General features: G+C 43.1%; 19 protein-coding genes. 6 read left to right on the top strand and 13 right to left on the bottom strand.

Translation table 11 applies throughout. The features are described 5' to 3' along the window. Positions 1 to 53: 53 nt before the first annotated feature. A complete protein-coding gene (gene abgT, locus PSF11_RS16575) occupies positions 54 to 1,583 on the top strand; it encodes a p-aminobenzoyl-glutamate transporter (protein WP_014657002.1) in 1,530 nt (509 codons plus the stop codon). Between the two features lie 502 nt (positions 1,584 to 2,085). On the opposite strand, the gene typA is transcribed toward abgT, so the two are convergent. Next, on the bottom strand, positions 2,086 to 3,909 hold the full coding sequence (gene typA / locus PSF11_RS16570; protein ID WP_004923655.1) for a ribosome-dependent GTPase TypA: 1,824 nt from the start codon (positions 3,907 to 3,909) through the stop codon (positions 2,086 to 2,088). A gap of 429 nt (positions 3,910 to 4,338) precedes the next feature. On the opposite strand from typA, the gene PSF11_RS16565 reads away from it, so the two are divergent. From PSF11_RS16565 to glnG, 4 genes are all read left to right on the top strand, one after another. After that, complete coding sequence (locus PSF11_RS16565; RefSeq protein ID WP_225829616.1) at positions 4,339 to 4,992, top strand: PadR family transcriptional regulator; 654 nt, start codon at positions 4,339 to 4,341, stop codon at positions 4,990 to 4,992. Between the two features lie 426 nt (positions 4,993 to 5,418). Further along, the gene (glnA, locus tag PSF11_RS16560; RefSeq protein WP_004923644.1) at positions 5,419 to 6,828 is read left to right on the top strand and encodes a glutamate--ammonia ligase; all 1,410 of its coding nucleotides are present in this window, start codon (positions 5,419 to 5,421) and stop codon (positions 6,826 to 6,828) included. Positions 6,829 to 7,000: 172 nt separating this feature from the next. Further along, positions 7,001 to 8,050: a nitrogen regulation protein NR(II) gene (gene glnL / locus PSF11_RS16555; protein WP_004923641.1), complete on the top strand. Its 1,050-nt coding sequence runs from the start codon at positions 7,001 to 7,003 to the stop codon at positions 8,048 to 8,050. A gap of 9 nt (positions 8,051 to 8,059) precedes the next feature. After that, positions 8,060 to 9,505: a nitrogen regulation protein NR(I) gene (glnG, locus tag PSF11_RS16550; RefSeq protein WP_004923638.1), complete on the top strand. Its 1,446-nt coding sequence runs from the start codon at positions 8,060 to 8,062 to the stop codon at positions 9,503 to 9,505. 12 nt (positions 9,506 to 9,517) lie between these two features. Here the strand turns inward: glnG and PSF11_RS16545 are convergent, their stop codons facing one another. Continuing rightward, positions 9,518 to 10,396, bottom strand: a complete 879-nt coding sequence (locus PSF11_RS16545; protein ID WP_272682837.1) for a LysR family transcriptional regulator — start codon at positions 10,394 to 10,396, stop codon at positions 9,518 to 9,520. 194 nt (positions 10,397 to 10,590) lie between these two features. Here PSF11_RS16545 and ampC point away from each other — a divergent pair, with 194 nt between their 5' ends. Next, positions 10,591 to 11,724: a class C beta-lactamase gene (gene ampC / locus PSF11_RS16540; protein ID WP_071599671.1), complete on the top strand. Its 1,134-nt coding sequence runs from the start codon at positions 10,591 to 10,593 to the stop codon at positions 11,722 to 11,724. 38 nt (positions 11,725 to 11,762) lie between these two features. On the opposite strand, the gene hemN is transcribed toward ampC, so the two are convergent. The 11 genes from hemN to pstS all read right to left on the bottom strand — a co-directional run bounded on the left by hemN (position 11,763) and on the right by pstS (position 22,912). After that, entirely contained in the window at positions 11,763 to 13,136 is a 1,374-nt protein-coding gene (hemN, locus tag PSF11_RS16535) for an oxygen-independent coproporphyrinogen III oxidase (RefSeq protein WP_060561277.1), read from the bottom strand. A gap of 210 nt (positions 13,137 to 13,346) precedes the next feature. Beyond that, the gene (yihI, locus tag PSF11_RS16530) at positions 13,347 to 13,874 is read right to left on the bottom strand and encodes a Der GTPase-activating protein YihI (protein WP_072502597.1); all 528 of its coding nucleotides are present in this window, start codon (positions 13,872 to 13,874) and stop codon (positions 13,347 to 13,349) included. Positions 13,875 to 14,074: 200 nt separating this feature from the next. Beyond that, positions 14,075 to 15,409: an NCS2 family permease gene (locus tag PSF11_RS16525; RefSeq protein WP_004923617.1), complete on the bottom strand. Its 1,335-nt coding sequence runs from the start codon at positions 15,407 to 15,409 to the stop codon at positions 14,075 to 14,077. A gap of 215 nt (positions 15,410 to 15,624) precedes the next feature. Further along, positions 15,625 to 16,377, bottom strand: coding sequence for an amino acid ABC transporter permease (locus PSF11_RS16520; RefSeq protein ID WP_004923612.1), 753 nt, complete (start codon positions 16,375 to 16,377; stop codon positions 15,625 to 15,627). A gap of 1 nt (position 16,378) precedes the next feature. After that, positions 16,379 to 17,131: an amino acid ABC transporter permease gene (locus PSF11_RS16515; protein ID WP_004923608.1), complete on the bottom strand. Its 753-nt coding sequence runs from the start codon at positions 17,129 to 17,131 to the stop codon at positions 16,379 to 16,381. 102 nt (positions 17,132 to 17,233) lie between these two features. Next, positions 17,234 to 18,064: an ABC transporter substrate-binding protein gene (locus tag PSF11_RS16510; RefSeq protein ID WP_004923605.1), complete on the bottom strand. Its 831-nt coding sequence runs from the start codon at positions 18,062 to 18,064 to the stop codon at positions 17,234 to 17,236. Positions 18,065 to 18,372: 308 nt separating this feature from the next. Next, complete coding sequence (gene phoU, locus PSF11_RS16505; protein WP_014657010.1) at positions 18,373 to 19,089, bottom strand: phosphate signaling complex protein PhoU; 717 nt, start codon at positions 19,087 to 19,089, stop codon at positions 18,373 to 18,375. 13 nt (positions 19,090 to 19,102) lie between these two features. After that, the gene (gene pstB, locus PSF11_RS16500) at positions 19,103 to 19,879 is read right to left on the bottom strand and encodes a phosphate ABC transporter ATP-binding protein PstB (RefSeq protein WP_004923601.1); all 777 of its coding nucleotides are present in this window, start codon (positions 19,877 to 19,879) and stop codon (positions 19,103 to 19,105) included. Positions 19,880 to 19,916: 37 nt separating this feature from the next. Beyond that, a complete protein-coding gene (pstA, locus tag PSF11_RS16495; protein ID WP_004923598.1) occupies positions 19,917 to 20,798 on the bottom strand; it encodes a phosphate ABC transporter permease PstA in 882 nt (293 codons plus the stop codon). Position 20,799: 1 nt separating this feature from the next. Continuing rightward, entirely contained in the window at positions 20,800 to 21,756 is a 957-nt protein-coding gene (pstC, locus tag PSF11_RS16490) for a phosphate ABC transporter permease PstC (protein ID WP_004923595.1), read from the bottom strand. Positions 21,757 to 21,868: 112 nt separating this feature from the next. Next, complete coding sequence (pstS, locus tag PSF11_RS16485) at positions 21,869 to 22,912, bottom strand: phosphate ABC transporter substrate-binding protein PstS (RefSeq protein ID WP_004923592.1); 1,044 nt, start codon at positions 22,910 to 22,912, stop codon at positions 21,869 to 21,871. Positions 22,913 to 23,487 lie beyond the last annotated feature (575 nt).

Below are 23,487 nucleotides of genomic sequence, written 5' to 3'. Positions count from 1 at the left end.
CGCCATCAAGACCATAAAAATAACAATAATTGCAAATACATAGGAAAAACATCATGAGCCAAACCACAACATCAATGAATAAGAGCCCAGGTGCTATTTTTCGTTGGATAGAGCGTGTTGGGAATAAAATACCAAACCCTTTCATTCTTTTTGTCTATCTTCTGGCGATCTTAATGGTCGCTACGGCTATCCTTTCTTGGTTTGATTTATCGGTAAAGAACCCAGCTAACGGCGAACTCGTTTCCGTAAAGAACCTATTGAGTGTCGAAGGCATACAGTGGATTTTGCCTAATATTGTCAAAAACTTCAGTAGCTTTGCTCCATTAGGCGCCATCTTAGCGCTCGTCATCGGGGCAGGACTCGCTGAAAAAGTGGGTTTATTACAAGCCTTAATGTACAAAATGGCATCAGGGATTAATAAACGTTACGCCAGCTATATGGTGTTATTTATCGCCTTTTTCAGCCATATTTCATCAGATGCCGCTTTGGTGGTTATGCCCCCTTTAGGTGCATTAATTTTTATTGCGGTTGGTCGTCACCCCGTCGCGGGTCTACTCGCGGCTATTGCTGGCGTAGGCTCCGGCTTTACCGCTAACCTCCTGATTGTTACAACGGATGTTTTACTCTCTGGGATCAGTACGGAAGCCGCCATGATCATCGACCCTAACTTACATGTTAGTGTCATTGATAACTGGTATTTTATGGCTACATCCGTCATCGTCTTAACGATTGCAGGTGCCATCTTAACGGATAAATTTATTGAGCCACGATTACCAAAGTGGGAAGGCACTTCTCATGACCGCTTAGAAAAATTAACCCCATTACAAAATCGTGGGTTATTAATGAGCGGGCTCTCGGCATTAATATTTATTGGACTCGTCGCATTAATGGTTGTACCTGAAGGTGCACCACTTCGTGACCCACAGACAGGCTCGGTGATCCCTTCACCATTTATTAAAGGTATTGTGCCTGTCATCATTATTTTCTTCTTTGTCGTCTCAATTACTTATGGTATTTCGACCAAGCAAATTAAAAAACCAAATGATATTCCTGACCTATTAGTTGACCCCATGAAAAGCATGGCGGGCTTTATTGTCATGGTTTTCCCTCTGTCTCAGTTCGTTGCGTTTTTCAACTGGAGCAACATGGGGAAATTTATGGCGATTGGCTTGACTGATTTACTCGAAAATTTAGGAATGACAGGCGTACCTGCCTTTATTGGTTTGATGTTTTTATCTGCATTCTTATGTATGTTTATTGCCAGTGGCTCCGCAATTTGGTCTATTTTAGCGCCAATATTTGTGCCAATGTTTGTGCTGTTAGGCTTCCACCCTGCTTTTGCACAGATAGTCTTTCGTATCGCTGACTCCGCGGTACTCCCACTTGCACCGATGTCACCATTCTTACCTCTATTTTTAGGGTTTCTACAGCGATATTACAAAAATGCCCAACTTGGTACTTATTACACCTTAATTCTGCCTTACCCACTGGTTTTCTTTGCAGTATGGATATTGCTGCTCGTCGGTTGGTACTATGCCGGTTTACCAATAGGGCCAGGGGTTTATCCTCAACTGACACCTTAATAAGTCACCCATTACCTTTAAAATTTACTGTATCAATAGAAGGTGGGATAGCTTCCCGCCATCCTCTTACCCTACCGTACATACAGCGCTGTATGCACGGTAGTTTGTACTTATTCCGCTCAGGTCGTCACACATGTGTGTCGCTAATAATTTCGTTACTGTTCGTTTATTGCGACTAACAAAATTAAGGTGATTTTGGGAAAATCTTTCCTTCTCCACGCGCGATGACTGATTATTCGTTATATCTACTCAAGTTGCAGTGTGATAATAGATATCACTCAGAACTGATTGATTTTACGAACGTAAATATCCTTCCAAAATGTGTTTATCTCGTGCGATAGCTTGGAATTAATATGATGGGAATGAGAGGCTTTGAATATGTCGGCTAGCTCACTATTTATACTAGCCCCATAACAGCAAAGTCCTAACCTTTTAGGCTAGGACTTTGTTAGCAATCTGAAAGCGCCCAATGAGCGCCTTCAGCAAGAAGAATAACTAAAAATTAGTCTTCTTTTGAACGGTTCGCACGGCGACGATCGTTTTCAGTTAAGTGACGTTTACGCAGACGGATAGACTGTGGAGTCACTTCAACTAATTCGTCATCATCAATAAACTCTAGTGCTTGTTCCAAAGTCATTTTAATTGGTGGTGACAAGGTTGTCGCTTCATCCGTACCAGACGCACGCATGTTAGTTAGTTTTTTACCTGTTAAGCAGTTCACAGTCAGGTCATTTGAACGTGAGTGAATACCAATGATTTGGCCTTCATACACTTCTGCACCATGACCTAAGAATAGCTTACCGCGGTCTTGTAGGCTGTACAGGGCGTAAGCAACTGCTTTACCTTGACCATTCGAGATCAATACGCCATTTTGACGACCACCAATTTCGCCTGGGCGAACATCATCGTAGTGGCTGAATGTTGAGTACAGCAAACCCGTACCTGACGTCATCGTCATAAATTCAGTACGGAAACCGATCAAACCACGGCTTGGGATAACATAATCAAGACGTACACGGCCTTTACCATCTGGCATCATGTCACGTAGGTCACCTTTACGCTCACCCAACGCTTTCATGACATCACCTTGGTGCTGCTCTTCAACGTCTAAAGTCACTTGCTCAAATGGCTCTTGTTTACGGCCATCCACTTCACGGAAGATAACTTTTGGACGAGAAACACCTAACTCAAAGCCTTCACGACGCATGTTTTCGATCAGAACTGACAAGTGCAATTCACCACGACCGGAAACTCGGAATGCATCTGGATCTTGAGTTTCTTCAACACGCAATGCCACGTTGTGCACTAGCTCTTTGTTCAAACGGTCAAGGATCTGACGCGAAGTCACATATTTACCTTCACGACCACAGAATGGTGAGGTGTTAACACAGAAGAACATGCTCACGGTTGGTTCGTCGACCGCCAATGCTGGTAACGCTTCAACATTACCCACATTACAGATAGTGTCTGAAATGTTTAGTTCACCTAAACCCGTCAGAGCAACGATATCACCTGCTTCTGCATGTTGAGAATCAATACGTTCTAAACCTAAGTGAGTCAGAACTTTACCGATTTTACCGTTACGTGTTTTGCCTTCGCTATCGATAACTGTCACTTGTTGGTTTGGCTTAACAGTACCACGTTTGATACGACCAATACCGATAACACCTAAGTAGCTGTTGTAATCTAGTTGTGAAACTTGCATCTGGAAAGGCCCTTCCAGATCAACTTTTGGTGGCTCAACATATTTGACAATTGCTTCATAAAGCGGGGTCATGTCTTCTGCCATATCTGTATGGTCAAGACCCGCGATACCGTTTATTGCTGACGCGTAAACGATAGGGAAATCAAGCTGTTCATCCGTTGCGCCTAAGTTAACGAATAAATCGAATACTTGGTCAATAACCCAATCAGGGCGTGCACCAGAGCGGTCAACCTTATTGATAACAACAATCGGTTTTAAGCCATTATCGAACGCTTTTTGGGTAACGAAGCGTGTTTGTGGCATAGGGCCATCAGTGGCATCAACCACCAGCAGAACGCTGTCAACCATTGACATAACACGCTCAACTTCTCCACCAAAGTCGGCGTGACCTGGGGTATCTACGATGTTGATGCGATAGTCATTCCATTTGATAGCGGTATTTTTGGCAAGGATAGTAATACCACGCTCTTTCTCCAAGTCATTGGAGTCCATAACACGCTCATCCACAGTTTCACGTTCACCGAACGTGCCTGATTGCTGCAATAATTTACCAACCAGTGTTGTCTTGCCATGGTCAACGTGAGCGATGATGGCGATATTTCTTAAGTTTTGAATTGACAAGGATTTTTACCGTTTAATTGACAGGAAAGGAATATGCTTTATAGAGCCTAACTATAAAACTGCAAAATAGGAAGCATACTTTCTACGTTAATTTGCTGTTATTTTACACGTTTTTCCGCGCAAGTGGAATAAATGTGAATTTCATCACTGTATAAAAAGTTTTTAACTAAAAAACATTTAGTTGCGTAACAACTACGGAATATCTCAAAAAATAACTGGTATCAATACTGAGAAATCACAAAGTAACAGAATAATACGCTATATTTTAAATTTTAACAGCCGTAAAAAAGAATAAAAAATAGAAATTCTTCTACTAACTCCCTCTTTCACGCTTTTTTCTGTAATTTAGATATATCTAAATTGACCAATTAGATATATCTAATTATATTTGTTCTCGTAAATTCGATATATCTAATCAAGGAGAATTATATGCGAATTCATTGTTGCCGTCATGTTTATCATTCACGCCATGAAGACGGTCATGGACACCAATGTTGCCACGGCGAAGGTCGTCATGGTCATGGCGAAGGTTGCCATGGTCGCGGTGAGGGACGTGGGCAGGGTGGTGGTCGCCATAGAGGTCGTGGATTACGCCGTTTATTTGATCATGGTGATTTGCACATTATGGTACTTTCATTAGTGGCTAAAAAACCTAGCTATGGCTATGAAATTATCAAAGATATCCAAGAAGCCTCAAATGGCCTTTATGTACCAAGCCCAGGTGTTATTTATCCGACGCTAACACTACTCGAAGAACAAGGTTTCCTTGAGTCAGAAGTGGTTGAACGTAACCGTAAAAGTTTCAAAATCACGGCAGAAGGTGCAGCACATTTAAAAGCGAATCAAGAGACAGAAACCATTATTTTCCGTAAATTAGCCAAAGCGCGTGATATGCAGCACGGCGGTAATTTATCTGAAGAAATCGAAATGGCTGTCAGCCGTTTTAAAGCGCTCTTGCGCCATAAAATGGTTTTAAAACAATTAAGTGAACAACAAACTCGTCAAATTGCGCAAATCATCAATGATGCCGTACAGCAAATTGAGCAAGTCAACATTTTATTAACTGATAACATTGATGAATAAAAAGCGGGTTGGTTAATCATTTATTTTATCTAAATGGCCTTGTGTTTTGACGTCAAGCACAGGGCTAACGGTCAAAGCTCCCCCTCACTACTAGCCATTAATAATGACTTTACTTTGGTACGGCAAAACCTTTGTGTGGCCGCTAATCCTCGCTTTTTATCACTAAAGCACCAATATGGTGCACTCCACACAGAAAATGCACCATATTGGTGCAGTAATTCACATGTACTCTCCTACTAATTTGTCATAACGGCGTAACACTCCATATTTAGGCTATTTTAAAAAGTTGGCACGTTTTTCGCTTATACTTTTATGTGAGAAGTTACACCTTGATTAACTGATGCTGAAAAGCCAGAAATAATTGCAAAAAGTAACGCAACTGTATGTGGTTATTTTGCAGACCCGACCTGACCAGGAGAGCCGACGATGTCCGCAGAACACGTTTTATCGCTGATAGAAGAGCACAAAGTAAAATTTATTGACATGCGTTTTACTGATACCAAAGGTAAAGAGCAACACATCACCATCCCTGCTCATCAAGTCAACGAAGACTTCTTTGAAGAAGGTAAAATGTTTGATGGTTCATCAATTGGTGGCTGGAAAGGCATTAACGAGTCTGACATGGTGCTAATGCCAGATCCATCCACTGCAATGCTCGACCCATTTTTTGCCGACCCAACTTTGATCATTCGTTGCGATATTCTTGAACCAGGCACAATGCAAGGTTACGACCGTGACCCGCGCTCTATTTCTCAACGTGCAGAAGATTTTTTACGTGCCAGCGGTATTGCTGACACCGTGCTGTTTGGGCCAGAGCCTGAATTCTTCATCTTTGATGATATTCGTTTTGGTAACAGCATGCACAGCAGCTACTATCACATTGATGATATTGAAGCGGCTTGGAATACTGGTACAAAATATGAAGGCGGTAACAAAGGCCACCGTCCGGGTGTAAAAGGCGGTTACTTCCCAGTTCCCCCCGTCGATTCTTCACAAGACCTCCGTTCTGCGATGTGTACCACCATGGAAGAAATGGGCTTAGTCGTTGAAGCTCATCACCATGAAGTGGCTACCGCAGGTCAAAACGAAGTGGCATGCCGCTTTAATACAATGACCAAAAAAGCAGACGAAACACAGATTTATAAATATGTCGTGCACAATGTTGCCCATGCTTACGGTAAGACAGCGACCTTTATGCCTAAGCCATTAGTCGGTGATAACGGTTCAGGTATGCACTGCCATATGTCACTGTCAAAAGATGGTATTAACCTATTTGCAGGCGATAAATACGGTGGTTTGTCAGAAATGGCGCTTTACTACATTGGCGGCATTATCAAACACGCACGCGCACTGAATGCCTTCACTAACCCAACAACCAACTCGTATAAACGTCTGGTTCCGGGCTTTGAAGCACCAGTTATGTTGGCTTATTCTGCACGTAACCGCTCTGCATCTATTCGTATCCCTGTGGTTGCAAGTACCAAAGCGCGTCGTATTGAAGTGCGTTTCCCTGACCCAGCAGCCAACCCGTACTTAGCGTTTGCTGCGCAATTAATGGCGGGTCTTGATGGCATTATCAATAAAATCCATCCGGGCGACGCCATGGATAAAAACCTATACGACCTGCCACCAGAAGAAGCAAAAGAGATCCCAACAGTGGCTGGTTCACTAGAAGAAGCCTTGGCTGAGCTAGATAAAGATCGTGAATTCTTAATTCGCGGTGGTGTATTCACCAACGATGCAATTGATGCCTATATCGAACTACTCCGTAGCGATATTCAACGCGTTCGCATGACCCCGCATCCATTAGAATTTGAAATGTACTACAGTGTGTAACACGCCGTTCCACTGCTAGTCTTTGTTGCCGTGAAACATTTGCCCCATCTCTGATGGGGCCTTTTCTCCTACTTTCAGTGGTATCATTTTATTTACGGCACCGTTATTCAAATTGCAGCTTTGTTGGGTAAATCAAGTATAATGCACCAAAATAGTGCAGGAGCAGAATTACATGAAAGCCGAACATTTGCCAGCACCGGAACATATTCTTGATTCACTGTTAAACAGCGTCCTAATCGTTGATTATGACCTTGTGATCCATTATGCCAATCATGCGGCTTTACAAATACTTGCCCAAAGCCAACGTAAAATATATGGCACCCCATTACCTGTACTTTGCAATTATTGCTCCTTAAATGATGAGCTAATGTTAAATAGCTTAAAAGAGGGCCATAGCTTCACCGATAACGAAGTTACGCTCGTTTTTAATAATCATTCCCATGTTATGTCGTTAAGTGCACAGCCTTTCTCTGCTCAGTTTATTTTGTTGGAACTGTCTCAATTAGATAGCCAACGCAGGCTCAGCCAAGAGCAGGTACAAAATGCTCAGCAATTGGCAGCAAGAGAGCTGATCCGGGGTTTGGCTCATGAAATAAAAAACCCATTAGGCGGCTTAAGAGGCGCTGCACAGTTGCTTTCAAGGGCATTACCTGACCCAAAACTGAATGAATATACGCAAGTTATTATTGAACAAGCCGACCGATTAAGGGCATTAGTCGATAGATTACTTGGCCCCCAATACCCTGGGCCAAAAACGCAACAGAGTATTCACCACAGCGCTGAAAATATCGTGCGCCTTGTGTCATTAGAGAAGCCCGAAAATATCACGTTAATACGCGATTATGACCCTAGTTTGCCTGATCTTGAGTACTATCCCGATCAAATTGAACAGGTTCTACTCAACATTATCCGTAATGCGTTACAAGCACTTTCCGATACGGGTGGCACAATAACGCTACGCACTCGCACAGCATTTCAGGTCATGTTACAAGGGGAGCGTTATCGCTTAGCCGCTCGTATTGATGTTGAAGATAATGGCCCAGGTATTCCACCCGCTATCCAAGATACGTTGTTTTATCCTATGGTAAGTGGTCGCGAGGGCGGAACAGGATTAGGCTTATCTATCGTTCACAGTTTAGTGGATCAGCACGCTGGGAAAATTGAATTTACCAGTTGGCCCGGTCATACCGAATTTTCTATTTATCTACCAATTAAAAAATAGGGGATAACAATGCAGCAGGGAAAAATCTGGGTTGTTGATGATGACAGTTCTATTCGTTGGGTGCTTGAGCGCGCCTTAAATAGTGCCTCTTTTCATTGCACCTGCTTTGACAGTGCCGATGCTGTTCTTGCCGCTTTAGAGCATGATTGCCCTGATGTTTTGTTATCAGATATTCGTATGCCGGGTATTGATGGTTTAGCCTTACTTAATCGGCTAAAGCAGTCGCACCCATCGCTTCCCATTATTATTATGACGGCACACTCTGATCTTGATGCAGCGGTAAATGCTTATCAATCGGGGGCTTTTGATTACCTACCTAAGCCTTTTGATATTGATGAAACCGTCGCTTTAGTCGAACGCGCCTTGAGCCATAGCCGAGAACAAAACCACCTCGAACGTGATTCGAAACAGAAAACGGAGAGTGTCTCTTCCACCATGATAGGTGAAGCTCCTGCTATGCAAGAGGTTTATCGGATCATAGGTCGCCTCTCTCGCTCATCCATTAGTGTGCTGATTAATGGTGAGTCCGGTACAGGTAAAGAATTAGTTGCACATGCACTGCATCAGCATAGCCCCCGTGCCAACGGCCCTTTTATTGCTCTCAACATGGCGGCTATTCCTAAAGATCTCATTGAGTCAGAGCTATTTGGTCATGAAAAAGGGGCATTTACTGGCGCCACACAGGTTAGGCAAGGCCGTTTCGAGCAAGCTAATGGCGGCTCACTATTTCTTGATGAAATTGGCGATATGCCTCTAGATATACAAACACGACTATTGAGAGTTCTTGCGGAAGGGCAATTTTATCGTATCGGCGGTTATACTCCGGTAAAAGTCGATGTGCGTATTATCGCAGCAACACACCAAAATCTAGAAAAACGTGTTAAAGAGGGGCTATTCCGTGAGGATTTATTTCATCGCTTAAATGTCATCCGTGTACAGCTCCCACCATTACGTGAAAGAACAGAAGATATCCCACGTCTTGCCCATTATTTTTTACAAAATACTGCCAAAGAGCTAGGTGTTGATAGTAAGGTACTACATCCAGATAGTGAACATATTCTACAACGCTATCATTGGTCCGGTAACGTGAGGCAATTGGAGAACGTTTGTCGCTGGTTAACAGTTATGGCGGCTAGCCAAGAAATTCTACCGCAAGATTTACCAGAAGACCTGTTGGATAGCCCACAACCGGACGATGCTAGCGAAGAGCCAGCAGCACGTCAGTCTGTCACAAGTCATCATCCATCATGGTTTGAACTGCTCGAGCAATGGACACACAGTGCATTAGCTGAAGGTAAAGAAAACTTATTAGCTCAAACCGTTCCTCTAATGGAGCATACCATGCTAAATTGCGCCCTCAAATATACGAATGGGCACAAACAAGAAGCAGCTCGTTTATTAGGTTGGGGGCGAAATACTCTCACCCGCAAATTAAAAGAGTTGGGTATCGAGTAAATCACCACAGGCTTATTTCTGCACCTCTGCAAGTAGCCAATGACGAAAAATAGCCATTGCAGGGGTTATCGGTCGTGATTTCAATCGACTCAGCCAATATCCCCCTAAAGTGACGTTAATATCAAACGGTTGAACCAATGTACCGGCGCTCAATTCGTGCTCGAACATACAACTTGGAGCCAGCGCCACGCCATCCGTTAACAGCGCAGCTTCAACCATTAAGCGCGAAGAGTCGAAAATTGGCCCTTTCACTCGCCATGGCTCAAGCTCTGCTGCTATCTGCCATTTTTCCCATTCGTCTTTACGATAAGAGCGCATCAAACTGTGATCTTTTAAATCTAATGGATGAGTTAACTTATTGGCCACTTTTTCAGAGCACAGTACGGTATGAGCCGCTGAAAACAGCGCCGTATTTTCTGCTAATGGCCACAATCCTTCCCCAAAACGGATCGCAAAATCAACCCCCTCAGCTGCTAAATTAACCACGTTATTGTGCGTCATGATGCGCAAATCGATATAAGGATACAATGCAGCAAAAGCGGGTAAGCGTGGTAATAACCAACCTACTGCAAACGTACCGACAACGGAGACACTCAAGACTTCATGGTAATGCCCATCTTCAAATTGTTGTAACAATGACTCTATTTGGTCAAATGAGCGGCTGAGTACAGGAAGTAAAGCCAACCCTTCATCGGTCAGAGCCAGCCCCCGAGGTAAGCGAATAAATAGCTCAAGTCCAAGCTGCTCTTCCAGCAAACGTACCTGCTGACTCACAGCGGCTTGGGTCACATTCAACTCCAGCCCTGCTCTTGTAAAGCTTAGGTGCCGCGCTGAAGCTTCAAATGCTCTCAACGCATTCAAAGGGAGACGATGACGATAATTCCCTGACATAAGTTTTTCTTTTACCTCATCGAATTTTATATCGTTTCAAATCAGAATTTAAAATAGGCATACTCTTTGCTCATCATCGGACAATACGGTATTAATCAATGCCTCAGCATCTAAGGCATGTGGAAATTAGAATACCTGAATTTTAATTATCAATAACTAAAACTTTTACTTTAATGGATAACTCTATGAAAAATATTTTTCGTCAGGGGCGGCTTTTTATCGCCTTAAGTTTAGCAATGACATCGATTTCCGCCTTTGCCCTTACACAGCAAGAGGTCGATGACATTATCAAGCCCCTGATGAAACAAGAACAGATCCCGGGTATGTCTGTTGCCATCTCAGTGAATGGCAAACAAGCTATTTACCATTACGGTGTTCAGTCAAAACAGACCCAAATTCCTGTTTCTGATAGGACGCTGTATGAAATTGGCTCCTTATCAAAAACCTTTACCGCAACACTGGCAACTTATGCGCAAATTCAAGGAAAACTCGATTTTAGCCAAAGTGTCAGTCATTACCTACCTGAATTAAAAGGCAGTGCTTTTGATAATGTTAGCGTGATGAATTTAGCCACCCATACATCAGGGTTATCGCTATTTGTACCTAGCGATATCAAAACCAACGATCAATTAATGGCGTATTATCAAAAATGGCTTCCTGACAATGAGGTTGGACAATATCGTTCTTATTCAAATTTAGGGGTTGGGTTACTTGGTATCGTGACGGCAAAGCAACTTAATATGCCTTTTTCTCAGGCTATGGAAAAATTGATGCTGCCTTCACTTGGCTTAAAACATACTTACATCCATGTTCCCAAAAGCCAAGAGAAATATTACGCACAAGGCTACAATAAGCAAAATCAGCCTGTTCGCTTAAACCTAGCAATCCTTGGTCCAGAGGCTTATGGCCTAAAGTCCAATGCCAAAGATTTGATCCGTTATTTAGAAATCAATATGCAATCCATTAAAGTGGCGAAAACTTGGCAAGAAGCGATTGAAAACACCCATACTGGCGTTTACCTAACCGATTCGTTTGTGCAGGATATGATGTGGGAAAGCTATCCATGGCCGGTGTCGCTTTCACAATTACTGCAAGGCAACCGTGATGATATGGCTCTCAAACCACAAAAAGTGGAATTGATTAAGCCAGCCATGGCGCCAGAAGTACGCGCTTATTATAACAAGACTGGCTCTAGCAATGGCTTTGCGACATACGCGATATTTATTCCAGAAGAGAAGATTGCCATTGTTATGCTATCCAATAAATGGATACCTATTCCTCAGCGCATTACAGCGACTTACCAGTTACTAGAGAAAATCGAACGCTAAATACTCAAACGGCTCCATTGTAATATGGAGCCATGTATTTAAATAACACGAGAAAATTGGCGTTGACGCATTTGATTACGCAAATAGACATCAAAGCACATACAGATATTACGGATCAGCAAGCGCCCTTGAGGAGTCACCTTAATCGCGGTTTCTGTTATTTCGACTAAGCCATCTTCTTCCATCGGTTTTAACAGCGCTAAATCCTCTGCAAAATAGCGTTTAAACTCGATAGGATAAAGCGCCTCAATTTGCGCATAATGAAGTTGGAAATTACAAATCAGTGTCTTTATCACATCTCGGCGTAAGCAGTCATCATTGGTTAACACTAACCCACGCCACAAAGCATGCCCTTGCTCTTCTACTTGCGCATAATAGGTTTTTAAATCTTTTTGGTTCTGCGCATAACTATCACCCAACATACTGATCGCCGATACGCCCAATCCTAATAAATCACAATCCCCTTGAGTGGTGTAGCCTTGGAAGTTGCGATGTAAAATCCCTTCACGCTGTGCAACGGCTAACTCATCTTGTGGTTTGGCAAAGTGATCCATACCAATAAACTGATAGCCTTCTGAGGTTAAGGTCGCGATGGTTTCTTGCAAAATATCCAGTTTTTGCTCAGCATTTGGCAAGTCTTCATCTTTAATTTTACGCTGTGCCGCAAACAAGTTAGGTAAATGAGCATAGTTAAACACGCTCAAACGATCCGGTGACAGTTCAATCACTTTTTTCAAGGTAAAAGCAAAGCTTTCTGGGGTTTGCTTTGGTAGACCGTAAATCAGGTCAATACTGGTTGATGTAAACCCCGTTTCTTTTGCTCGATTAATGAGCGCAAAAATAAAATCTTCATCTTGTTCGCGGTTAACTAAAACCTGAACGTCTTTATTAAAATCTTGCACCCCCATACTCAGGCGGTTGAACCCTTCGCTGCGCAAATGATCTATCATATCCAGTTCAATTTCACGGGGGTCTACCTCTATCGACATTTCAACGTCATCAGAGAAATGGAAGTGTGTTTTGAGCAAAGCGACCAAATGGCTAACTTGAGCCTTATCGAGATAAGTAGGTGTGCCGCCGCCCCAATGCATCTGTGTAACGGTTCGCCCTTTTAATAAGGCTGCACGTTGAATAATCTCTTTTTCGATGACCTGCAAGTATTCATCTGCTTTATGCTTTTGCCGTGTCACCAGTTTATTGCAGCCACAAAAATAACAAAGCTTATGGCAAAAAGGGATGTGAACATAGAGCGATAATGGGTTTTCAGGGTAGCGTTGAGTTGCAGCCACAAACGCACTCTCATCATACTCTTGGTTAAATTCCAAAGCTGTCGGGTATGACGTATAGCGTGGCCCTGAATAATTATATTTTTGGATGAGAGAGAGATCCCAAACGATATTTTGCTCTGACATTAACATTCCTCAATTGCGCCGAATACCTACTTACAGGCTGTATCTTATGTTTTTTTATTGGCGAACTTATATACACGACATAATAACATAAAAGAAATTATAACTTGTGATTGGCAAGAGAGAGTTGATGCAGCACCAAAAGTCACATGACTTGAATGAATTTTAACCAAAACCTCCTCCGGCAGTGCACCGGAGGAGATAGAAAAACGATTATTTACTTTTCAGGATACGCATAATGTCATCCAGTTTATCTTCGTCTTCTTCTTCATCGTCGTCGGTCAGTTCAATACCTAAAATAGACATCAGCTCATCAATGCGGTCTAAACAAGTATCAATATACGCCTGCTCTTCCGCTGTCACCGTTTCACCATCTTCTAAACGCGCCAACAAGCTATCTAAACGATCGTCCTGCTCAAGCATTTCAAGCTCTTGCTCTGGTGATAATTTAACTTTTACTGCCGGCTCTTTAGCGGGCGCTGAGCGTGTTACCACCGCATTATCATCAACAACCAACGGAATCGGTTTTTTGCTACCCACACGTGGGTCTAGGGCCTGATTTTGATTTCCAGACTTGTTATTCGTTGATTTTTCTTGATAACGCGCCCCTGATTTATTACCACGATGCTTTTTCTGGCGTTTGCGCTCACGCCCTTCTGCATTAAGCTCTTCTTTTGTTTTACGGTACTTTTTCTTGGTTTTGCTGGCGGTTTTACTTGCCGGTTTTTTTGGTGAATTCATGGTCTGATACCTTGATAAGTCAGTTTCTGCTGCGGAATCTAGCAGAATCCCTCAAGCTGTGAAAGCACTTGAGCAGCAATTAAAACGGTTTTTTGCATTTTGCTTGTCAGTCTTATTGATTATAGCTCGAATTGATAGCAATTAAGAGTATTTGATGACAAAACGGCTCCAAGAAGGGAGCCGTTAGATAAGGAAGGTGATTAGGCGTCGACTAAAACCATTTTTAAAATAAATAAAATGGAAACTAAAACAACACATAACCCTAAGTCGCGCCAACGACCAGTACCGATCTTCATTGCACAGTAAGCGATAAAGCCTAATGCAATACCTTCTGTAATCGAAAAGCTAAATGGCATCATGACCGCAGTAATAAATGCAGGCACCGACTCCGTCAAATCATCCCACTTCACACGCGTTAAACTGGATGTCATCAACACGCCAACATAAATCAGCGCGCCCGCGGTTGCATAAGCAGGAACCATACCCGCTAAAGGAGAAATAAACATGGTCAATAGGAATAACACCCCGACCACAATGGCAGTCAGACCAGTACGCCCACCAACAGATACCCCCGAAGAGCTTTCGATATAAGCGGTTACCGATGATGTTCCCATTGCAGAGCCGGCAACAGAACTTAAGCTATCCACATAGAGTGCTTGCTTCATGCGCGGGAATGTTCCGCGAGCATCAGTAATGCCAGCTTTATCCGTAACCCCAATCATTGTGCCGGATGAGTCGAATAAGTTAACCAACATAAAAGCAAAGATGACCCCAGACAGCGCTAAGTCCAGTGATCCCAAAATATCGACTTGCCCCACTACACTGGTGATGCTAGGTGGCAAAGAGAAGATGCCGTTGAACTTCACATCGCCTAATGCAAGGCCAATCAAGGTAGTGACCACAATGGAAACTAATACTGCTGCATGAATATTACGGGCAGCTAAAATTGCAATAATGAAAAAGCCCAGAGCACCTAACCAAACGTTATGTTGGGTGAAGTTACCAATGGAGACTAAAGTGTCTGGATTCGCCACGATAATACCTGAATTTTTCAGCCCCATCATGGCAATAAATAGACCGATACCGCTGGTGATCCCCACACGCAAACTCAATGGAATATTTGCAATGATCCAGTAACGGATACGAAAGAGCGTTAGAATAAAGAGCCCCACAGCGCCCCAGAACACAGCGCCCATCGCAACTTGCCATGAATACCCCATCGCACCAACGACGACAAAAGCAAAAAAGGCATTTAGCCCCATTGCTGGCGCCACCGCGATAGGTAGATTTGCTAATAACCCCATCAAAATACTGCCGATAGCCGCAATTAAACAGGTCGTTACGAATACGGCTTTAATGTCCATCCCTGCGACAGATAAAATTTGAGGGTTAACAAAGACAATGTAGACCATTGTGAGGAAGGTTGTAAAACCTGCAACGACTTCAGTTTTCGCCGTTGTTCCGTGTTCTTGTAATTTAAACACGCGTTGGAACAGACCCTGTTGTTGCACAGAGCCAGAAGATTGATTACTCATTAGATATTGCGCCCAAAAAAAGTTTTTTTCGCCCTATCCTACAACAAACAAATCGAGAGTGTTACCGTTAAAATGAAAAAAAGAAAACGTTTGCGTGATGATAATACTCAAAAGTGCGTTAACTTACTGATACAGCAAGATGAATTGGAATTTACAGAAAAAAGAAATTTTTGCGTGATCGTGGCGGCGCCATTTGCACCGCCACATTATGATGATTACGATAAGGCGAGTAGCTTCTGCCTACGCCAAAAGAGTAATGACCGCTTCGCAGCAAATGGTTTAGCCCCACGATGATGACTTAAACGTTTTGCTATCAAGTTGGCGACAATTTCTAATGTCAGACAGATGACAAAGTAAATAAACGCGACAAATAAGAAAATTTCGAGTGGATAAACCATTTCACGGTTATTCACCTGTGTTGCCAAAAATGACAGTTCAGCAACGCCCACAATGTAAGCCAAAGACGTGTCTTTAATCAGCGCAACCCATTGGTTAATAAACGATGGCACCATCATGCGTAATGCTTGGGGTAAAACTATTTGCCAAAGCACTTGCCAACGGCTAAAACCTAACGATAAGCCAGCCTGCCATTGCCCTTTGCCTATTGCTAAAATGCCCGCCTTAACCGCATGGGCCAAATACGCCGACGTGATTAAGGCGAGAGCGCAAATCACAGAGGCGATACCCGGTATTTCGGTTCCGAGCACAACGGGCAAAAAGAAATAAGTCCAAAAAATCAGCATAATGACGGGAATGGCGCGGAAAAAGCCTAAAACAGCAGCGAACAGGTTCATCCAGAAACCACGTAACATCGCTAAGGCAACACCACCAAGCGTACCGAATACAATCGACATTGCCCCCGCGACCAAGCTGATAATTAATGTTAATGCGGCACCTTCAATAGGGCCATCTGGAAACGCACCAAACAAAAGGTACTGCCAGTTTTGCTCAATGACTGAAAAATCCATCTTACACACTCTCCACTAAATTACGTTGCGCTCGCCACTGCCCCCAACCTTCCATTACCGCGATAATCGCAATATACAGCACAGTGGCTAGGCCAAATGCCGTAAATGTCTGTAGTGTTTGGCTTTCAACCTGACGTGATACATAAGATAGCTCAGCCACACCAATCGCCATGGTTAAAGAGGAGTTTTTAACGACATTCATGTATTGCCCAAGAAGAGGTGGCATGGCTATTTTAACGGCCTGGGGTAGCACCACATGTTTCATCGCTTGCCACCCTGTTAAACCCAGCGCAAAAGCGGCATATTTTTGGCCTTGTCGTACACCACGGATACCGGAGCGTATTTCTTCGGCAATAAATGGTACGGTATACAACGTTAAGCCAATAAAACCCGCTAAAAATTCAAACGAAGGCCAACTGAGCGCCATCCCCGCAAATGTGATTTCGTGGGGAGTATTAAGCCACGCCATCATATCCGATGATAAAATTTCACCGGAAGCGAAATACCAGAAAAAGAGTTGTACCAACAACGGGGTATTGCGAAAAACGGAAACATACACTCCGACAATCCAGCGTAGCGGAGCAATTTGGCTATCCCTTGCCGCAGCAACCACAAAACCTAATAACGTTGCAGCGATAATGGTACAAATGGAGATCCAGAGGGTCAGTAAAAAACCATAACCAAACCATTCCAAATACTCGGGAGCTAAAAAATGCTCAGAAAGAAACTCGCCGCTCGTTAATTTTTCAAACATAAGTGCTGCCTTTTATAACTAAGAACCCCGCGATAATATGCGGGGCTATTTATTCTATGCTTATCGACCAGTGAGCATGGAATCGGCGAAATAGAACGCCTATTATTTTTGCTGATCCAGTGGTGCAAATTTGAACTCACCGCGAGGTTGAGCGGCCTTTGTATCAGGGCCAAACCAACGGTTATAAATCTGTTCTGCTTTGCCTTCTTTTTCAAGCTTCAACAACGTGTTATTCACATTTTCGATTAAACGTGTTTCACCTTTAGCGGCAGCAACCGCTTGATATTCGCGAGTGATGCTAAATGGAGAGATTTCAAAATCTGCTTTGACTTTCTCAGGTAAGTTACCAAGTAATCCCACTAATTTTGCATCGTCTTGGGTAATTGCTTGCACGTTACCATTGCGTAAAGCCGCAAATGCCTGTGGTGTATCATCATAAGAAATGACTTTTGTATTCGGATAACGTTCACGTAATGTCACTTCTTGCACGGTACCTTTGTCGGCACCAATACGTAAAGGTGCGATATCATCAGGCGTCTTCAATACCCCTTTACGCGCAATAAACTTTTGCCCTGTTGCAAAATCAGGAATAGAAAAATCAACCTGCTTAGCACGTTCATCAGTGATAGTGAAATTTGCCCCAATTAAATCGACTTTACCTGAAGTCAGTAGTGGAATACGGTTTGCTGGGTTGGTTGGACGCAACTCTAACTTGACGCCAAGGTCATCCGCTATCGCCTGTGCGATATCAACATCATAGCCCGCGAGTTTTTTCGTTTGTGGGTCAATAAAACCAAATGGTGGGTTACTGTCAAAAACAGAGATACGGATCACACCCGCTTGCTTAATATCATCCAGCTTATCTGCATTGGCGACATTGGCCACCAGCGCAAGGCCTGCAAGTAGTGCGGTAGTTAAAACGCGAGCTTTCATTGAACACCTCTGACGGTAAACTTATGTAAATTGACCATCCCAAGTTATCAAGGAACGCTTATTTCTTGAAATACTATTAGTTAATATATTTATATCAAAAAAGAATATATAAATGCGGATATAAAAAAAGGGCAAACACCATCGGAGACGCCCTAAATTATGGTCTAAACCATGAATAGCCTTTTCTTATAACGAAAAGGAAAAACGGAAATGTTTAAAGGTTGACTAGAGCGGGTATCACCCCAGACGAAAAAGAAAGTTTGTACCAAGGAGTCACCGTGAGGCGGCCCCTTGGCGGCATTACCTCGTTATTCCTTCTTAGTGATCATCTTTTCTAAGCGATCACCACCTACATGACGGAAGTCTTGGCCTTTGACATAGTAAAAAATAAATTCACAGATGTTTTGGCAACGATCACCGATACGTTCAATAGAGCGAGCACAAAACAGCGCAGTCAGTACACTTGGGATAGTCCTTGGGTCTTCCATCATGTACGTCATCAGTTGACGCACGATCCCTTCGTATTCTTGGTCTACCTTTTCATCTTCTCGATAAATCCGAATGGCTTCTTCCAAGTCCATGCGTGCAAAGGCATCTAAGACATCATGCAACATTTGCACAGTATGACGACCTAATGACTCGAGGCTCACCAATAACGGCTGGTGCTGGTGAGAAAACTTTTCCAATGCAGTTTGGCAAATTTTATCGGCAACATCACCAATACGCTCAAGTTCGGCAATCGTTTTAGAAATTGCCATAATCAGTCGCAAATCGCTCGCTGTCGGCTGGCGTTTTGCGATAATTTTCACGCATTCTTCATCAATAGCCACTTCCATCATATTGACTTTATGGTCATTTTCGATAACTTCGCGCGCAAGAGCCTCATCCTGATTATGCATCGCTGTGATAGCTTTGGTGAGCTGTTCTTCAACCAGCCCTCCCATTGTCATCAACTCTGTATGGATATGTTCCAGTTCAGCATTGAACTGCCCAGAAATATGTTTGTTGTGGTTCAGCGTATCCATAGTCGGCTCCATATCAACCGTAACGACCAGTAATGTAGTCTTCAGTTTGTTTCTTTTCAGGTGTGGTGAACATCTTGTCTGTATTATTAAACTCAATCAGCTCACCCAAATACATAAAGGCCGTATAATCAGAACAACGCGCAGCCTGTTGCATATTATGAGTTACGATCACCACGGTGTATTCAGATTTGAGTTCGCTGATCAACTCCTCAATGCGCCCTGTTGAAATTGGGTCAAGAGCTGAACACGGCTCATCAAGCAATAACACTTCAGGGCGGATAGCAATACCACGTGCGATACATAGACGCTGTTGCTGACCACCAGATAGGCTATAACCACTTTGATGTAATTTATCTTTGGTCTCATTCCACAGAGCCGCTTTGGTTAATGCCCATTGAACGCGCTCATCCATCTCTACACGAGAGAGTTTTTCAAACAGGCGTACACCAAATGCAATATTATCGTAGATTGACATTGGGAATGGCGTTGGTTTTTGGAATACCATTCCGACCTTGGCACGTAACAGAGCGATATCCTGTTTGTCTGTCAGAATATTTTGACCATCAAGTAAGATTTCACCTTCCGCACGCTGTTCACCGTACAGCTCATACATTTTATTGAAGGTACGCAGTAAGGTCGATTTACCGCAACCAGATGGGCCGATAAAGGCGGTGACTTTATTTTTTTCGATATCTAATGAGATATTTTTTAATGCGTGGAATTTCCCGTAATAAAAATTAAGGTCACGTACTTTAATCTTACTGTTTGCAATATCATTTGCATTAATCATGGCAACTTCTCTCTATAAATCTTTATTCAATCCGGGGTTAGTGTTTTTTCTGAGCAAACACAACACGTGCGACGATGTTAATTAACAAGACACATAGGGTGATTAATAGAACCCCTGCCCATGCCAGTTGTTGCCATTCAGAGAACGGGCTCATCGCAAATTTAAAGATAGTGACGGGTAAGTTAGCAATTGGCTCATTCATATCCGTACTCCAGAACTGGTTCGACAGTGATGTGAACAGTAATGGTGCGGTTTCCCCCGCAATACGAGCAATAGCCAGCAAAATACCTGTAATGATCCCGGAGACAGATGCTTTAAGCGTAATCGATAAAATCATTTTCCATTTTGGCGTACCTAGCGCATATGCGGCTTCTCGTAAGCTATCCGGCACTAACTTCAACATGTTTTCAGTGGTACGGATAACAATCGGAATTTGCAACAACGCCAATGCGATAACGCCAGCCCAGCCAGAGAAGTGCTGCATTTGCGCCACCACAATGGTATAGACGAATAGCCCCACCACAATCGATGGTGCTGAAAGCAAAATGTCATTAATAAAACGCGTTACAGAAGCTAGCCATGATTTACGGCCATACTCTGCCAAATAGATCCCTGCTAAGATCCCAAGCGGTGTACCCACGACCGTTGCCCACAAGATCAACAGCCCACTACCTACGATAGCATTAGCAAGGCCACCCCCTTCCGTATTCGGTGGAGGAGTCATTTCTGTGAACAAGTTCAATGACATGCCATCGAACCCTTTGGTAACGGTTGAGAACAAAATCCAAATTAACCAGAACAGCCCAAATGCCATCGTTAGCATCGAAACAAACAGAGCGATTCGGTTAACTTGGCGTCGCCATGCCTGACGACGGGCTCGTTCTTTTTGATTAACGACAATATTATCGGATGTCGACATATTAACGGCCCTCGTTCTTCGCTAAACGCATAACCATGAGTTTTGATATCGCCAGAACAATAAAGGTGATAACAAATAGAATTAACCCAAGTTCCATCAGCGCAGCGGTATGTAGACCACCTTCCGCTTCGGCAAATTCATTCGCCAATGCAGAAGTAATACTGTTACTCGGCATAAACAACGAGAAACTATCCAGTTGATACGTATTACCAATTACAAAGGTCACCGCCATTGTTTCACCAAGCGCGCGCCCTAAACCTAACATTACCCCACCTATCACACCGTTACGTGTATAAGGCAGAACAATATTCCAGATCACTTCCCATGTGGTACAACCGATACCATATGCTGACTCCTTCATCATGACAGGTGTTTGTTCAAACACGTCACGCATGACAGAGGCAATATAAGGAATGATCATAATGGCGAGGATAATACCTGCTGCCAAAATACCAATCCCGAATGCAGGACCTGAGAAAAGCTCACCGACAATTGGGATACTCGACATCACATTGCCGACAGGCTCTTGAAAATATTCCGCAAACAGCGGCGCAAAAACAAACAGCCCCCACATACCATAAACGATACTAGGAATGGCAGCGAGAAGCTCAATCGCAATCCCTAATGGGCGTTTTAACCAATTAGGTGCAAGTTCAGTTAAGAAAAGAGCAATACCAAAGCTCACGGGTACTGCAATAATCAGGGCTATCAGTGATGTGACGATGGTGCCATAGATAGGCACAAGCGCACCAAACTCCTCAGCGGGAGCATCCCATTCTTTAGTCCATAAAAACGAAAACCCAAATTTTTGCATACTCGGCCACGAGGCAAAAATAAGGGAAATAATGATGCCACCAAGCATTAACAAAGTGATTAGCGCGGCAATTTTGACTAATGCGCCAAATATCACATCGCCTGACTTGCTCGGTGCTTTAAATGCCGTTGTTTTTTCGGCCATGCGCTTTGTCTCATCCTACACCTACTTTATTTAGTAGGATTTAGTTACTACGTCAGAAGGCGGATGTTAATCCTAAGCATCCGCCTACCATTACCAACCCGAGGCTCACTGATTAGAACAGTGGTTTGCCTTGGCTATCTTTGACTTCTGTTTTCCATGCTGCACGAATTGCTGTCACAACTTCTTGAGGAAGGATAGCATAATCCAATGCTTCTGCTTGCTGACCACCTTTCTCATAAGCCCAGTTAAAGAAATCGAGCACAGCTTTTCCTTTTTCTGCATTCGCTTGATCTTTGTGAACTAAGATAAACGTGGTTGAGGTAATTGGCCATGCGTTCTCACCATTACGGTTAGTCAGGTCTTGAGCGAATGACTTAGACCAGTCAACTTTCTTCGCTGCTGCGCTGAAGCTTTCACCTGTTGGGGAAACAACCTTACCATCTGCGGAAATGAGTTTAGTATAAGCAAGGTTATTCTGTTTCGCATAGGCATACTCCACATAACCGATAGAGCCTGGTAAACGCTGGACGAAAGCTGCAACGCCATCGTTACCTTTACCTGCGACGTTGTTTTTCGGCCAGTTTACTGTAGAGCCTGCACCAATATCATTTTTCCAGCTTGAGCTGACTTTTGATAAGTAGCTCGTAAATACGAACGTTGTACCTGAGCCATCAGAGCGTCTTACCACTGCAATGTTTTGATCGGGTAAGTTAACACCTGGGTTCAATTTAGCGATGGCAGGATCATTCCATTTGGTGATTTTACCGAGGTAGATATCACCTAATGTTGTACCGTCTAATGTCAATTGACCTGACTGGATACCTTTTACGTTAACCGCCAGTACCACACCACCGATTACGGTTGGGAACTGGAATAGGCCATCTTCTTTCAATTTTTCATCGGTTAATGGCGCATCAGACGCACCGAAATCAACCGTTTTTGCATTAATTTGTTTAACACCACCAGAAGAGCCAATCCCCTGATAGTTCACTTTATTACCTGTTTCTTTCTGATAAGAGTCCGCCCACTTAGCATAAACAGGAGCAGGGAATGTTGCACCCGCGCCAGTTAAGCTTGTGGCAGCAAAAGAAGACATTGCAGTCATTGAAAGGGTTGCTGCCATTACGCTAGCTAAGGTTGTACGCATCATTTTCATAATCCCTCCGGGGATGTATAGAAACAATTAAGTAGTAAATTGTTGGTGAAATGTCACGGTAGGAAAAATAGGACAATTTGATGACAACAACATGTCTGATTTATGACAGTTTTATGACAATTGACGATTTTCGTCTAGCTATCGAAAAAAAACAGCAGCTTAAAAAACAAAATCAGTCATAAAATCAATGAGTAATGAAATACAGAGCAGAATATCTCTATATTGAGACCACCATGACAAACTGTCATAAAAAAGTCGTAAAATCCTTTTTTACTGCTTCTCTATTTTGATAATACGGTTTAATTCACCGTTTCAAGGGAGAAACATGCGCTTGCCATCAAGGGATTAAAATCAGCAATTTGCGTATGCGGTCAGACTACCATCACAAAATGGTCATCTCGCGTGGTGCCTGCTTTATGATAAAGCAGGCAGATAATCAGCGAAAATTGAGCCTCACGCCAGCTACGCAAACAACAAGCAAATATTCATTATTCTTTATTTGACTTGAAAACCGGATGTTGTTTGAGCTGAGCGATTACTTGATCCATCCCCGTTTTATCATGAGCGGTCTGCAA

Origin of the sequence: Providencia sp. PROV119 (assembly GCF_028482435.1) — a bacterium.
Classification (GTDB): Bacteria; Pseudomonadota; Gammaproteobacteria; order Enterobacterales; family Enterobacteriaceae; genus Providencia; species Providencia stuartii.
This window is presented reverse-complemented; position numbering and strand designations above follow the sequence as displayed.

What these genes read in the sequence shown, in the direction of transcription:
- pstC (WP_004923595.1), bottom strand. Translation starts at nt 21,756, where the DNA reads ATGGCCGAAAAAACAACGGCATTTAAAGCACCGAGCAAGTCAGGCGAT.
- pstA (WP_004923598.1), bottom strand. Translation starts at nt 20,798, where the DNA reads ATGTCGACATCCGATAATATTGTCGTTAATCAAAAAGAACGAGCCCGT.
- PSF11_RS16520 (WP_004923612.1), bottom strand. Translation starts at nt 16,377, where the DNA reads ATGGATTTTTCAGTCATTGAGCAAAACTGGCAGTACCTTTTGTTTGGT.
- PSF11_RS16565 (WP_225829616.1), top strand. Translation starts at nt 4,339, where the DNA reads ATGCGAATTCATTGTTGCCGTCATGTTTATCATTCACGCCATGAAGAC.
- abgT (WP_014657002.1), top strand. Translation starts at nt 54, where the DNA reads ATGAGCCAAACCACAACATCAATGAATAAGAGCCCAGGTGCTATTTTT.
- PSF11_RS16510 (WP_004923605.1), bottom strand. Translation starts at nt 18,064, where the DNA reads ATGAAAGCTCGCGTTTTAACTACCGCACTACTTGCAGGCCTTGCGCTG.
- pstS (WP_004923592.1), bottom strand. Translation starts at nt 22,912, where the DNA reads ATGAAAATGATGCGTACAACCTTAGCTAGCGTAATGGCAGCAACCCTT.
- hemN (WP_060561277.1), bottom strand. Translation starts at nt 13,136, where the DNA reads ATGTCAGAGCAAAATATCGTTTGGGATCTCTCTCTCATCCAAAAATAT.
- glnG (WP_004923638.1), top strand. Translation starts at nt 8,060, where the DNA reads ATGCAGCAGGGAAAAATCTGGGTTGTTGATGATGACAGTTCTATTCGT.
- phoU (WP_014657010.1), bottom strand. Translation starts at nt 19,089, where the DNA reads ATGGATACGCTGAACCACAACAAACATATTTCTGGGCAGTTCAATGCT.
- glnL (WP_004923641.1), top strand. Translation starts at nt 7,001, where the DNA reads ATGAAAGCCGAACATTTGCCAGCACCGGAACATATTCTTGATTCACTG.
- pstB (WP_004923601.1), bottom strand. Translation starts at nt 19,879, where the DNA reads ATGATTAATGCAAATGATATTGCAAACAGTAAGATTAAAGTACGTGAC.
- glnA (WP_004923644.1), top strand. Translation starts at nt 5,419, where the DNA reads ATGTCCGCAGAACACGTTTTATCGCTGATAGAAGAGCACAAAGTAAAA.
- PSF11_RS16515 (WP_004923608.1), bottom strand. Translation starts at nt 17,131, where the DNA reads ATGTTTGAAAAATTAACGAGCGGCGAGTTTCTTTCTGAGCATTTTTTA.
- yihI (WP_072502597.1), bottom strand. Translation starts at nt 13,874, where the DNA reads ATGAATTCACCAAAAAAACCGGCAAGTAAAACCGCCAGCAAAACCAAG.
- PSF11_RS16545 (WP_272682837.1), bottom strand. Translation starts at nt 10,396, where the DNA reads ATGTCAGGGAATTATCGTCATCGTCTCCCTTTGAATGCGTTGAGAGCA.
- PSF11_RS16525 (WP_004923617.1), bottom strand. Translation starts at nt 15,409, where the DNA reads ATGAGTAATCAATCTTCTGGCTCTGTGCAACAACAGGGTCTGTTCCAA.